Source organism: Actinomadura sp. 6N118 (assembly GCF_044326415.1).
In the GTDB taxonomy this organism is placed as follows: domain Bacteria; phylum Actinomycetota; class Actinomycetes; order Streptosporangiales; family Streptosporangiaceae; genus Spirillospora.
Window position 1 is genome coordinate 165392 of the sequence record NZ_JBIRAZ010000005.1, and the last position, 12939, is coordinate 178330.

General features: G+C 67.7%; 14 protein-coding genes. 2 read left to right on the plus strand and 12 right to left on the minus strand.

Going from position 1 to position 12939, the window contains the following annotated elements:
• Positions 1-19 precede the first annotated feature (19 nt).
• The 5 genes from ACH34W_RS14365 to ACH34W_RS14385 all read right to left on the minus strand — a co-directional run bounded on the left by ACH34W_RS14365 (position 20) and on the right by ACH34W_RS14385 (position 4281).
• Complete coding sequence (locus ACH34W_RS14365; RefSeq protein ID WP_395961342.1) at positions 20-1636, minus strand: tetratricopeptide repeat protein; 1617 nt, start codon at positions 1634-1636, stop codon at positions 20-22.
• 287 nt (positions 1637-1923) lie between these two features.
• On the minus strand, positions 1924-2289 hold the full coding sequence (locus ACH34W_RS14370) for an Mth938-like domain-containing protein (RefSeq protein ID WP_395961343.1): 366 nt from the start codon (positions 2287-2289) through the stop codon (positions 1924-1926).
• Positions 2290-2745: 456 nt separating this feature from the next.
• Complete coding sequence (locus ACH34W_RS14375) at positions 2746-3372, minus strand: hypothetical protein (protein WP_395961344.1); 627 nt, start codon at positions 3370-3372, stop codon at positions 2746-2748.
• Between the two features lie 63 nt (positions 3373-3435).
• Positions 3436-3828: a hypothetical protein gene (locus ACH34W_RS14380; RefSeq protein ID WP_395961345.1), complete on the minus strand. Its 393-nt coding sequence runs from the start codon at positions 3826-3828 to the stop codon at positions 3436-3438.
• 309 nt (positions 3829-4137) lie between these two features.
• Positions 4138-4281 (minus strand): hypothetical protein, encoded by a 144-nt coding sequence (locus tag ACH34W_RS14385; RefSeq protein ID WP_395961346.1) that lies wholly within the window; start codon positions 4279-4281, stop codon positions 4138-4140.
• Between the two features lie 164 nt (positions 4282-4445).
• Here ACH34W_RS14385 and ACH34W_RS14390 point away from each other — a divergent pair, with 164 nt between their 5' ends.
• Positions 4446-5912 carry an alpha/beta hydrolase domain-containing protein gene (locus tag ACH34W_RS14390; protein ID WP_395961347.1) on the plus strand — a complete coding sequence of 489 codons (1467 nt, stop codon included), beginning with the start codon at positions 4446-4448 and terminating at the stop codon, positions 5910-5912.
• A gap of 599 nt (positions 5913-6511) precedes the next feature.
• On the opposite strand, the gene ACH34W_RS14395 is transcribed toward ACH34W_RS14390, so the two are convergent.
• The 5 genes from ACH34W_RS14395 to ACH34W_RS14415 form a co-directional block, all read right to left on the minus strand.
• Positions 6512-6727 carry a hypothetical protein gene (locus ACH34W_RS14395; protein ID WP_395961348.1) on the minus strand — a complete coding sequence of 72 codons (216 nt, stop codon included), beginning with the start codon at positions 6725-6727 and terminating at the stop codon, positions 6512-6514.
• Positions 6724-7212: a hypothetical protein gene (locus ACH34W_RS14400; RefSeq protein WP_395961349.1), complete on the minus strand. Its 489-nt coding sequence runs from the start codon at positions 7210-7212 to the stop codon at positions 6724-6726. The genes ACH34W_RS14395 and ACH34W_RS14400 overlap by 4 nt, the downstream gene beginning before the upstream one ends.
• A gap of 279 nt (positions 7213-7491) precedes the next feature.
• Complete coding sequence (locus ACH34W_RS14405; RefSeq protein ID WP_395961350.1) at positions 7492-7914, minus strand: hypothetical protein; 423 nt, start codon at positions 7912-7914, stop codon at positions 7492-7494.
• Positions 7915-8107: 193 nt separating this feature from the next.
• The gene (locus tag ACH34W_RS14410; RefSeq protein ID WP_395961351.1) at positions 8108-8719 is read right to left on the minus strand and encodes a phosphotransferase; all 612 of its coding nucleotides are present in this window, start codon (positions 8717-8719) and stop codon (positions 8108-8110) included.
• A 126-nt stretch (positions 8720-8845) separates the two neighbouring features.
• Positions 8846-9112, minus strand: coding sequence for a hypothetical protein (locus tag ACH34W_RS14415; protein ID WP_395961352.1), 267 nt, complete (start codon positions 9110-9112; stop codon positions 8846-8848).
• A gap of 278 nt (positions 9113-9390) precedes the next feature.
• On the opposite strand from ACH34W_RS14415, the gene ACH34W_RS14420 reads away from it, so the two are divergent.
• Positions 9391-10062 (plus strand): ArsR/SmtB family transcription factor, encoded by a 672-nt coding sequence (locus tag ACH34W_RS14420; protein ID WP_395961353.1) that lies wholly within the window; start codon positions 9391-9393, stop codon positions 10060-10062.
• Positions 10063-10240: 178 nt separating this feature from the next.
• On the opposite strand, the gene ACH34W_RS14425 is transcribed toward ACH34W_RS14420, so the two are convergent.
• Entirely contained in the window at positions 10241-11497 is a 1257-nt protein-coding gene (locus ACH34W_RS14425; protein WP_395961354.1) for an MFS transporter, read from the minus strand.
• Positions 11494-12837 carry a rhodanese-like domain-containing protein gene (locus tag ACH34W_RS14430; RefSeq protein ID WP_395961355.1) on the minus strand — a complete coding sequence of 448 codons (1344 nt, stop codon included), beginning with the start codon at positions 12835-12837 and terminating at the stop codon, positions 11494-11496. The genes ACH34W_RS14425 and ACH34W_RS14430 overlap by 4 nt, the downstream gene beginning before the upstream one ends.
• Between the last annotated feature and the right edge of the window lie 102 nt (positions 12838-12939).

The window sequence follows — 12939 nt, forward strand, 5'->3', positions numbered from 1 at the left end:
GGCACGCCGGATGGGCGATTCAGTCGGCGTACGGGTTGCCGAAGAGATGGATGTGCATGCTGCGGCCGCCGCCGAAGTCGTTCACGGCTGTCATCAGGGCTCGCCAGCCGTCCGGCGTCGCGGGGTACCGGTCGTCGACGAACGAGAATTCGACTTCGCCCCTGCTGTTCACGGACGCGTCGAAGTACGCCCCCATGCCGTGCTCGTCGCGGACGTCCCAGTGGTACCCGGGGGTTTCCTGCACCTCGTACGACATATCGTCGTCGATCCGGTGGTGTAGCTCGGTGTAGAGGTGGTCCCGGAACGTGCTGATGAACGCGGGCATCGGCAGTTCACCGCCGGGGATCGGCGCTACGGCACCGGCGTCGCGGAGGGCCGCGGCCAGCCGGGCGTCGGCGTCTCCCCCGGGGTCGGGGACGCGGCCTCGTTCCCATTCCTGGATGGAGTACGGCACGGGACCGAGGTCACGGCCTACGCGCAGGTCGTACAGCGTGCTCATCAGCAGGTCGATCGAGCGCAGCTTCGGATCGTTCGCGCGGTCCCGCCGGAGTGCCGCCAGCCGTTCGGCCGCCTGGGGGTCTCCTCCGGCGGCGCGGACGCGGAGGAGGGCGAGCGCCCTGTCGATGGCGGCGGCGTTGATGGTCCGGTCGACCATGGCGGCGGCCTCGTCGGGGGACGCGCGGACGATCTCGATGCGGTCCGGCCGGGACTCGAGGTCGGCGAGGTGCTCCGCCGCCCACCGTTCGGGACGGCGGCGCAGGACCGACAGGGCGTCGTCCAGCGCGCCGCCCCGGACGATCATCAGCTCGACCAGGCAGGACGTGGTGAACCGGTCGGCCGCGTTGGGGTGGTCCCGCAGAACGCGCATGGCGTCGTCCATCCGGCCGTTCTCCAGAAACAGGCCGATCAGGGGGCGCGCGTCGTAGTCGTTCAGGGTCCCGGACTGCAGGCGGTACGCCTCGGCGGCCCCGGCGGCGTCACCCTGTTTGCGGCAGAGGTCCACAAGCCGGTGCGCCGCGCCGGGGCTCCGCTCGGCGAAAGCGCGAAGCAAAGGGATCGCCTCTCCGTAGCGGCGCTGACGTTCCATCTCCGCGACCAGGGGTTCGGCTGAGGCGTAGCCGACCTGTTCCGGATGCTTCCGGACGGCGAGGTCGGCCAGCTTCCGGTATCCCTTGTGGCGCAGGGCGAGGATGATCCGGTCCGACACGTAGACGTCGCTGGACGACACGTGGGCGTGCAGGTCGGTGCCGCGGTCGCGTTCGAGCAGCCACATGACCAGGCGCTCGGCCGCGTCCGGATCACCGACCCTGGCCCGTTCCCGCAACTCGTCGGTCCTGCCGTGCTCGGCCAGCAGGTACGCCAGCGAGCGGGCGGCCAGGGTCTGTTCCGCGGGCGACTCCGCTCTTTCGGCGCAGTCGCGGAGCACGGCGATCGCGTCGTCCACCCGGTCCCGGGCAAGGAGCAGGTCGGCCACCTGCGCGGCCGCGGCCGCCTCGGCGATCCCGTGGTCGCGCAGCAGAGCCAACGCGGCCGAGGAGTCATCACGTTCGACGTGCGCGGCGGCCAGGCCGTCGACACGGCGGCGGGCGTCGCCCGGCCTGAGTCTCGTACGGAGCCACTGCCACGAAACGGCCACAACCAGCGCCTCGCCTCACGTAGGTCCCGGCAAAACGCCATGGTACGGGCCGTACACGATCCGACACCGGGAGGGCAGGCGGGCGGGGGCCCACTGCCCGGGTCTCGTAGCAGCCGCGGTCGGCAGAGCCGCGTCATGGCCGCCAACGCGGAACCGTTCGCGGTGGCGTCACCGTGACGGACTCACGAACAGCTCGTACACCTCCGCCGTACGGCCTCGCAGGGACTGCGACCAGCAAGAGTCCAAGGTCAGGAACAGGCACTGACCTTGGCTGCCGTTCGGGCTGGTCAACATGTTGAGTGGAAGAGGCCGCCGACGGGCTTGGTCTGGGCCAGCTTGTTGTAGAGCACGACGGCTGCGGTCGTTTCCTCGACGTGTACTTCGATCCCGTTGTCGTCCAGGATCTTCAGGGTTTCGGGCATGGTCTGCAGTCGCAGTTTCATACCTCGGCTGAGCACGATCACCGTGCAGCCTTGGTCGAGGAGCTCTTGGACGTCGGCGGGTTGGATGCCGGGCTCGTGGCGGGTTCCGTGCTCGGACCAGTCCCAGGCTCGGCCGCCCCCTGGGTGAAGTATGAAGTCTTTGCCGGGTGGCAGGCCCTCGACCTCCATGCGACCCCATGAGACGTGTGTGATCTGGGGCGACCTGTTCATCGGAGGGCTCCTTCCGGCTCGGTCTCTCGGAGGCGTATGCCCGGCCGTGCGGCATGGCTGCTTCCCGGACGCCCAACCGGCCCTGGCGCGATCATGAGCGTTGCTGAGACACCCGTGATCGCTGCCAAGGCCGTGAGGAATGAGTCTGCTGGACGAGCTCGCGCATGTCCGCCGGGCGTGAACATCACTGCGGTGACCTGGCCGAACGTGCGGCCAGGGATCGCACAGTGCGCGGGTTCAGTCCGGTGTCTAGGTCGGCCGAGCGCCCGGGGTTGCCGGCTGATGGCAGCGCCCCACCCTCGACACGACCACCATCGGCGGCGGCGGTCGATCCGGCGCCCTGCACGCCGTGCGAGCACTGCCATCCGGCCCCTCCCCGGACTGATCAGCGGTGTTCCGACCGGATCAGCGAACACGGCAATATGTCCCAAAAAAGGCTGACCGGATTTCCCGGAGTCACCTCAGTGCTTCGTCTTGGAGGAGGCCGGTCCACAAGAGGAGCCGCGTCCAGCTGTCCTTGTGGCGCCCCTTCCTGTCGCGTTCATTGACGGCACGGTCGCCTAGCACCCCCCTGACGAGCTGGGGGTAACCCTCGCCGAGGACGTGGTGATTGAAGAACGTGACGATGTCGTCCCCGAAGTCCTCACCGTCGATCTGCTCGACCTCGACGTTCTTGTACATGAAGATGTAGTCGTCCGGGTCGACGTAGTAGATGCTCCCGTCGTTGACGTCCAGGCGGATGGGAGCACCGCCGTCGATGTCCCTGAGGATGTCGGGCGGGATGCCGTAGCACTCGTAGCCGATCTCAAGGGGATGGCCGAGCGGGCAGTTGCCGTCCTCTTCCCGCTCCTCCCACGCGCGGCGGCTCCGGATCTTGCCGGGCTGCCTGAAGCGGAAGTAGTCGCCGCCCAGACACGAGAACAGCCGGAACACCTCGACCACCCCTTCCGGCAGGTCCGGGATGTCCTCCAGCTCATCGGGCTCCTCAAGGACGATCCCGAAGCCGTGCTCGGCCTCCGCCCGCCGCACCAGGTCGAGCTTGGCCTCGATCTCGGCCAGTCCCGAGCGGAGCCTCTCGTCCATGCGTTTCCCTCCCGAGCCGTCGCCGCGCGACGCGGAGACAATGAACGGAACACAATCAGACGTTCACCCGGGCCGCTCAGCGCCCTGGGTGATGCGGACGCCCGCTTCGACGGCCTCCTCCCAGGTCGGGTACTCGCCGTCGAAGTCGGTCGGGCCGTCCAGGCTGCCGTCGACGTAGACGCCGCCGTGCCACTCGGTGTCTGCGATCTGATCCTCGAACTCCGCGGGGCGCTGTATCCATTCCAGCGGCCAGACCGGCATCATGACGCGCACCAGCCAGCGATCCCCGATCTTGAGACGGAAAGACCACTCCTCCGCGCCATCGGCGTCCGGCTCGTGTTCCACGTCGGAGACGACGACACCACGCCGCTCCAGCTCGGCCACATAGGCGAGCACGTTGGCCGCCACGTCGGTGTTCACCTCGGCCGACGCCATGAAGTCTTCAGCTCTCAGCATGATCGTTCGACTCTGCCCCGACGGCGCCGGTTCCGGATCGGGCAAGGAGTCTGCGCATGGGGGCCCGGGACAGCACCTGCCCGCAGTGTGGCGAACCCCTGCCGGAGCAGAACGCGCGCGGCGGGCGGCCTCGCGCTCATTGCAGCGATCGCTGCAAGTGGAAGTTCCGCCGCGGGCGCCACCTGGCAAGAGATCGCCGCCGTCCTGGACGTCAGCGCCGACACCGCCGCCCGCCGCTACCGATCCTGACGCCGTCACCGATCCCGCGACCAGCGCGGTGTCAGCCTTGACCGTTAACACCACCCAAGATCAACGGTTGTTCAACACCCACCTGGCAAAGGTCGCGGTATACAGGGCCGAGCCGTCCCAGGCATAGGCGACAGGGATCAGATGCGCACCATGGCCGTCGCTGCCGGTGGCCAGCCATATCTGGAAGCCGGCGGGGTCCGCCACTTGTTGCACCACGCACCTCTGTTGATCAGAAGCGCACGTCTTGTGCCCTGATGCAGACGGCACTCTTTGGCCCGAATCAGACTCCCGTGTGACGCGGAGCACTCGCCGTGGGGCGAGCCCAGCGCCGAGTTTGAGGCGTTCCCGCGAGCAGGAAGAGGATCGAGATGTCCAGACTGTTCATGAGGTGGCCGGGGCTGAGCGTCCGCAGGGCCAGCTTGTTGTTGTTGCTGCCGGCCGCTCTCACCGGGTCCATGCTCTCGGCGCCGCCGGTCACCGCCCAGGCACTAAGCGCCGTGCCGGTGCCCGCCGCAACCCTGACCCGGGTCAACGTTCCTGGGACGTCACCGATGTCGGCGACGGCGGTCGATTTGGCCGCAGCAGGGTACACCGCCCGTGAGTTCTACGCGGAAGGTCTGGCCAACCGTTACGCCGGGGCGGACGCCAACACGTTCACGACCGCGACGGTTCTCGATGGCGGAAATTCGTATCGCACGCGGGTGATGGTGCGATACCCGAAGCCGGACAAGTTCAACGGGACGCTGGCCGTGGAGTGGACCAACGTCACCATCGGGGTCGACTTCGAGTTCGCCACGGCCGAGGCCTCGGAGTACCTCCTGCGAGCTGGATATGCCGTCGCGATCGTCTCGGCACAGCGGGTCGGTGTCGAGCGGCTCAAGACCTGGAGCCCTCGGCGCTACGCCGGACTCTCGGTGGACGTGAACAAGTGCGGCGCGGGTGGCACGTCCCTGTGCCCGGGAGACCCCCTTTCCTACGACATCTATGCGCAGATCACCCAGGCGCTGAAGGAGAACGCGGGCGGCGCCTCGTCGCCCATGCCGGGCCTGTACGTGAAGGACACGATCGCGATCGGCCAGTCCCAGTCAGCGGCGCGGCTGGCCATCTACTACAACACGATCCAGCCGCTCTACAACGTCCTCGACGGCTTCGCGTTCTGGGACCGTTCGGGCCAGCTCCGAAGCGACCTTTCCGTTCCCGCGATCAGCGTCGACTCCGAAGGACTCGGGGGATCGTTCGGAGGTGCGGCGTGGACGACGTCTCAGTACACGCGCAAGTGGGACGTCGCCGGCGCGACGCACGCGTCGCTCTACGGCGCGCAGTACATCGAGGCGATCGCGCAGCGCGATCAGTCCATCCAGGCGCCCAACGGGCAACCGATCACGTTCTTCGGCTGGATCGAGCCCTCCTGTGCCAAGCTTCCGCCCTTCACCACGGTGGACGTCGGCCTGGTCTACGACAACGCCATCGCGTCCGTCCGCAACTGGGTCGAGCGTGGAACCCCCGCAGCGCCTTCGCGGAGCTTCGTCACCTCCCCGTCAGGAACACTCGTCCGTGATGCGGACGGCAAGGTGCAGGGCGGGATCCGTCTCCCGCAGTTCCTCGTGCCGACCGCGGACCAGGGGGCACTGAACGGGACCGCCTTCCCCTGTGCCGTGTCTGGATGGCACCGCTATTACACCCGGGCCGAGCTCAGGGCGATGTACGGCAGTCACGGGCGCTATGTGTCGAGGGTGCTGCGGGTCATGGGTCCGCTCGTGGCAGATGGCTACGTGTTGCCCTCTGACGGAGCCGCGGCCGTTCGTGACGCCGCACTGTCCGACGTCGCGAGGTAGACCCCTCCGCTGGCTCGCCGCGAGTCAGTTCTCTACAACGCGCGACGCAGGGCGCCGGGGATCACCCACCTTGACTGGTGGGTGATCCCCGGTCGCGCGCCAGGAAGGCCGGCCGTCAGTTCGGTGGGGCGGCTTGGTCAGGAACATCGGCCCTGAACTCCGAAGGGCTGCGGCCGCACCGCTTCTTGAACGAGGTCGCGAAGTGCGCCTGCCAATCAGATCCTCGAACATCACCTGCCACCGGCCGCGGTCTGCGCTGTGCCCAGCGGCCACCGCACGATCTTCGGTTGTCTTCACAAACCCCGATGATCACGTTGTGGCCGTCCCCGTTCTCAGGCGCCCCACCAGCAAGATCACGACTTACCACTGGAGTACCAAGGGCCCGTCTCGGTGGTTCCCGAGCCGTCGCCATCGGCACCGGTCAGCCAGTCCCCCAGCCGCCGGGGTGCCGGCCTAGTGGTCTTGGTCGGTACCTGGGTGTAGACCTCAATCGTGATGCTGATCTGGCTGTGCCGAAGAATCTGCATCGCCGTCTGGGGGGTGTACGTCCAGCGCGGCCAGCAGGGACCCACACGTGTGCCGCGTGTCGTGAACGGTGATCACGCGAACCCCAGCACGCTCACAGCGTGCCCTGAAACTGCGATTGTCGCGGTTTTGGTCATCTGGCGGCTACCTCCCGCCTCGCGCTCCAGAAGCACGATGTAGTCGGCGATGGCGCTGCCAGGGATACGACGAGCTGCTGCCGCCGCGTCCAGCTGGCGGCGCTGCTGCGCCTGGCCGGGCAGACCTTCCGCTCCCCGCAGCAACCTGGTCATCGAGGCCGAACTGAACACCGCGGCCGCGGCCACCGCCCGCGCTGCTGCTGGTGCCGCCAGCCGTCCGGCCGCCGCGCATCACTGTTCGACGGGCCAGGGGCGCCGATTGCGTGGTGCGTATCACCGAACCCGGCACCGGACGGCCGGCAGTGTGGACCGGGCTGCTTGAAACCACCCGGCACGCCGAAGGCGGCCTGCCGCGCTTTGTGGTCACCGCGTCCCGCTGCTACGCCATCGCGGCGTGGCAGGAGGCGTTCCTGGCCACCGGCACTCCCACCCTTGACGTAGGACTTCCGTGCCCAGATGTCGCTGGTGGCCGCCTTCTTGATCGCGTCGATCGACCGCTTGTTGGGCCATCCGGATCCGAAGCTCAGGTAGTCGTCGTCGACCGAGCCGTTCTTGGAGCCGTAGAAGAAGTGCACCCGCGCCTTGCTTCCCTTGGGGGCCGACCCGGTGAAAGTGATCCTGATCCGGCGCGTGCCCACCACCTGCCAGTAGCCGCTGGCCTTGACCGCGGTAGGCGCGAGGGCTTTCCCCTTGCTGTTCTTGTTCAGGTTCCAGCGGTGCTTGGCGGCGGCGATCCCGGCCTCGGCGGCGGGCGCGGTGGTGACAGCGGCGTCGGCGGACGGCGCCAGGGCTGCAGCAAGCGCCCCCGCACGGTCGCGCCTGCGATGTCGTCGGCCCGGTCGGGTGTAGCTCGTTCTGAGTGACGCATCTGCCCAGATCAGCAGGCTCTTTAGCGTTGTACTGCCCTAGATCAGGATTCAGCCATGGCCGTAGAAGTAGTCACGCCGGAAGGATTCCCACTCGTGCAGGTCTTCGCTGGTCTCCTCGTACTCAGCCAGGGCGTGGGCGATGTCGGTCCACCCGTGGGCGATGAGGTAGTTCAGTGTGGATTTCGCGCCTGCACCCAGTAGAAACTGCACGTCGAACCCGATGGAGGTGTCGAAGTCCAGGTGTTTGGCCTGCCACATCATCGGCACGTCGCTGGGGTCGCCGATCAGGTAGAGCAGGAACGCGCACTGGTAGAGGTTTTCAAAGAACTCGTCTCCGCCGGTGTCACGGCGATGCTGTATCTCCGCCTGGAAGATATCGCGCAGGAGCGCATGATGCCCCCGTGCGACACAGAGGTCGATGCCGGCCAGAAAGCGTTGGCGTTCGAGTGGGTCGGTGAACCGGTTTGTCACGAGTTGGGAGCTTAACCGGCCCTGAAGAGCGAGAACCTAGCTAACCCTTGACGACCTTTGTGATCAGGCAGTGAGGTCATATTCGTTCCGGTGGCGGGTTTGGATGTTGGTAAGCGGACGGGGTTCTTGTGTCACTGAGGGCTGGAGTTGGCGAGTGAACGCCCCGTCTGGCGGAGGTGCTGGGGTGCTGCAGTTACTCGAACAGGTGGCGGTTGGCCCGGCTCCAGGCGACCCGTTGGTCCAGTTCGTCAAGGAGGCCGTCGGCGACCCAGCGGGCTTGGGGCTGGTATCCGGCGTCGGCCAGCCTGCGAACTTGATCGATTCCGTCCTGCTGGACGTCGATGACCGCGTCGATCAGTCCGGTGGTGGAGGTCAGGCCGTAGGTGGCGGCGAACGCCTCCACCCGGTGGCGCCGGTCGGGTGGCTGGGTATAGCGCAGCCAGCGCAGGCATTCGGCGTCATCGCGAAACGGCGCGACGTACTCCAGTGCGTAGGCGATGTCGTGCATGCGGTGCGCCGGCCGGACGTAGTCCCAGTCGAGGATGCCGACCGGGCGTGCGCCGCGCCAGACGATGTTCCATGGGCCGAAGTCCCCGTGGCAGATCACCTGGTCATCGCCCGGCCCGCTCTCGCCGGTGAACCAGGTGAGCTCATCGGGCGGGCGGAAGTCGGCGACGGCGTCGTGATAGTCGCGCAACAGGCGGGCGAAGGTCATCAGCCCCGTGTCGTCGACTACCTTGGCCCAGCCGTGCGGCCCGGACTCGCCGTCCAGGTAGGTCAGGACCTCACGCCCTTGCTGGTCCATCCCCAGCACCCGCGGCGAGTAAGGGAATCCGACCTGCTCCAGATGCCCGAGCAGCGCATGGACGGCCGGTGTCCACGGATGAGTGGGCCTGCGGACGGTGGCGGCCTTGGTTCAAGGGCGTGCTGGTCATGCGATCCGTTCGGGTTGCAGGTCGGGGCGGGGTGAGCGGACGCGAGGCGTCCCAAGGCCGACGGTGCTGTTGCGGTGGCGGCGGACAACGGTCACGGTGTCGAGGATCTGCTGCTTGTCCTCGGCTGGGAGCTCGCCCATCTTTTCCCGGACGCGAGCGATGAGCTGTCGGGCCCGGCGGATCTCCTCATCCGAGGACATGGCCTCGGCCTTGGCCCACTCGTCGGCGTCGACCATGGCGATGAGCCGCTCGCGGTTGCGCAACAGGTCGGGCGGTAGGACACGTCGGTGCGGAAGTGACCGCAGCCGACGCAGCGGAACCGGACGGGACAGTCCTGACCGGCGGCCGCGACGTTGCTCGGTTCGGACGATACTCCAATGATCTGTAGATATACGCATAAATCGCCAGTAGCGTGTAGACGGTACGGCCACCGGGAGCGCCCGTCAGGTGCGCGACGGTAACCGGCCCCAGCTTTGACCCGGTGCGGGGCCAAACGACGACAGACTGCTACTCTATTCCAGAGATTACTTGAGGAGTGGATATGGGCGGTCCGGAACGCAAGGTGGCGCTCTACGATCAGTTCGCGCGCGTCGGCAAGGCCCTCTCCAACGGCATGCGCCTCCAACTGCTCGACTTGATCGCACAGGGCGAGCGCACAGTCGACTCTCTGGCCCGCACGGCCGGTCTCGGCCTGACCACCACGTCCGCGCATCTGCAGGTGCTCAAGCGCGCCGGCCTGGTCCACACGCGCCGAGACGGCACTCGCGTCTACTACAGTCTCGCCGGGGATGACGTCGCGATGCTGTACGCGTCGATACGTGACGTCGCCCAGCAGCACATCGCCGACACCGAGCACGCACGCCTGGCCTACCTCGGCGACGAAACCGAAGCCGTGTCCCGGGACGAACTGATGAACCGGGTCCGGGAGGGCACGGTGATCGTGCTGGACGTGCGGCCGCGCGAGGAGTACAAGGCCGGCCACATCCCCGGAGCGATCAGCATTCCGCTCGAGGAGCTGTCCGAGCATCTTTCCGGCCTTCCCTCCGACCGCGAAATCGTCTCGTATTGCCGGGGCAGCTATTGCGTGCTCGCTCACGATGCGGTCCGGCTGCTGCGCGGAGAGGGACGGGTGGCCGCCCGGCTCGCAGACGGCATGCTCGAATGGCGCCTGAGCGGGCAGCCGGTCAGCACCGACGCTCGGATAACGGCCTGACCCGGCGAGCTCGGCGCGACACGCCGAGCAGATGATCAACGTCACCGTATGTCGGGGGGCGAGGAACGTCCATTCCCCTGGGGGTTGCTTCATCGGTGCGGCCGATCAGGCAAGGAAAGCACGACACGGCATGGGCGGTTCTTCGAAGACGAACTCGCTTCCGCTGTAAGCGGACAGGTCACGAAGGAGTCGCGGAAATCTTCGTCGGACAACCCAAGGTCTCGTACATCCGGGCACCGGCGAACAGCCCCGAAGCGGTCGTGAGAGCGGCGACAGTCCAGGTCGCGACTGGGATGCCGTAGGCGTCGGCGATGATCCCGGACAGCAGGGCCCCGACGGCGAAGCCGCCGTCGCGCCACAGCCGGTAGATCCCAACGGTCCGCGCGCGGGCGGCTGGATGGGCGACGTCGCCGATCGCGGCCAGCAGCGTCGGATACACCATCGCGGTGCCGAGGCCGAGCAGGACCAGGGCGAACGCCCACACGGTCATGGTCGTGCCGAGGGCGACGAGCGCGAGGGCGGCGCCTTGCAGGAGCATGCCTCCGACGATGAACGGTTTGCGGCCGTACCGGTCTGAGGCGGCTCCGGTGACGAGCTGGCCGAGCCCCCACACCATCGGATACAGCGCGGCGAGCAGCCCGATCTGGCCGAGGGACAGGCCGTGGGCGGCGAACAGGATCGGGAACAGGCCCCAGGCGAGCCCGTCGTTGAGGTTGTTGACCATTCCGGCCTGGCTGGCCGACGACAGTGCGGGCTCGGTGAAACTGGTCTGCTTGAAGATCTGCCCGGTGGTCAACATGCCGGCTGCGGCCTGGGCGGAGGCCTCGTGATCGGCATGGCCGCGGGTCTCCTGCACGACCAGTGCCGAAAGTCCGAGCCCGAGGGCGGCATAGGCCAGGCCGAGCAGGAACGGCGCCGGCCGCAGCCCGTATTCGGCAGCCAGATGACCGGTGGCCATCGCGGTGAGCGCGACGGCGACGTATCCGGCTGCCTCGTTCAGTCCCATGGCCAGACCGCGGCGGGCGGGCCCGACCAGGTCGATCTTCATGATGACGGTGGTCGACCAGGTCAGACCCTGGTTCACACCGAGGAGCACGTTGGCGGCGACGACCCAGCCCCAGGACGGTGCCCAGATCAGCAGCAAGGGAACCGGTAGCCCGATCAGCCAGCCCAGGATGAGGACGGGTTTGCGGCCGTACCGATCGGACCAGGTGCCCGCAAAGAAGTTCGCGGCGGCCTTGGTGACGCCGAACGCGAGGATGTAGGTGAGTGCGGCGGTGTAGGCGGCGAGCTGGAAGGTCTGCTCGGCCAGCAGCGGCAGTACGGTGCGCTCCTGGCCGAGCATGCCCCCGACCAGGGCGTTGACGGCGACGAGCAGAGTGAACTGGGCGGCGTTGGCGCGGAGCCCGAGGACCGGCCGGGACCCTATGGTCATCTGCCTTCCTTCAGGCGGTGCCCCGTCGCTTTCGCCCAGTCCCACGGCCCGCCCTCCATGACGGCGACGTCGCTGCGGTCACGCAACAGGAGGCTGGCTGCGGTGGCGGCCCGTTCACCGTGCCCGCACATCACGACGGCCGGCCCCTCGGGCGCGGCGGACTGCGGCAGGTCACCGACAGGCAGATTGACGGCAGCGGGCAGGTGACCTGCCTCGTACTCCGACGGCTGGCGGACGTCCACCACCCTTCGCCCCGCCACAGCATCCGGCTGGACCAGTGGAAACGTCACCAGCTCGCCGTCCCACACGTCCATGGGCAGCTCGCCGATCGGCACACCGTGGCCGATCTTCAACGCCTGCCAGACGATCTCGGCGGCATCCTGCGCCGGGTCGCGGACGACCATCCAGGGCGTGCCGAGTTCGACCAGCCAGCCGAGCCACGTCGCGAACTGCGGCCGGAGAGCGATCGACAACGCCCCCGACACGTGTCCAGCGGCGAAGGCGGCCACCGGCCGGGCATCGACCAGCACCGCTCCATCAGCCAACGCCCGGCGCACCTGGCCGGAGTTCAACTGCTCCAAACCCGGAGTCGAAGCGACCACGGCCGGCCCGGCACGGTTGATGTCGGCAAGACGCAGGAAATAAGGCGGAAAGTCGCCGAGCCCGTCGATCAGCTGGTCGGCGAACGTGCCGGCGTCCGGCGCCGTGAGCAGCGGGTTGGTCGTCTTCTGCGCGCCGATCGTGCTCGTGCGCGCGGATCCAGGTGGCGCCGCGCAGAACGAGCCCGCCCCATGCGTTGGCCACAGCGCGGTCTCGTCCGGTAGCTCCATCAGCCGCCGTACCGACCGGTACTGCGCGAGTGCCAGCTCACGAGTGCGCTCCTGGTCGACCAGGTCCGTTCGGGCGGCCGACCCGACGATCAGCGATCCGCCGGAGAACACCCCGAGGGGATGGGAGCCGTCCAGTAGCAGGAACGCCAGGTGTTCGTCGGTGTGCCCCGGTGTCGCCAGCGCCCGCAGCGTGAGACCGCCCAGATCGATTTCATCGCCGTCATCCAATGCCTGGTGGCCGAAAGTGCGCCGTCCGGCGGCCGACGCCAGGATCTGAGCGCCCTCGCCGGACGCGAGTTGCAGGGCACCGCTCAGGAAGTCGGCGTGCAGATGAGTGTCGGCCGCGAACACCACGCGCAGTCCTCGCCGCTGCGCAGCAGCCCGCAAAGCACGCAGATCCCGCGAGGCATCGACGGCCAGGGCCCGGCCGTCTCCCAGATCGACCAGGTAGGCGCTGTTGCCCAGACCTTCATCGACCAAGGGGATCAGATGATCATCGGCGAACCCCATGACATCCGCCCTCCTGTGAACTCACCTCCATATTCTAATAATCATTGGAATAGTGCAATATTGATAGCACCGAGTGGACTGGGCGGCTCTGCTCTCCGACGC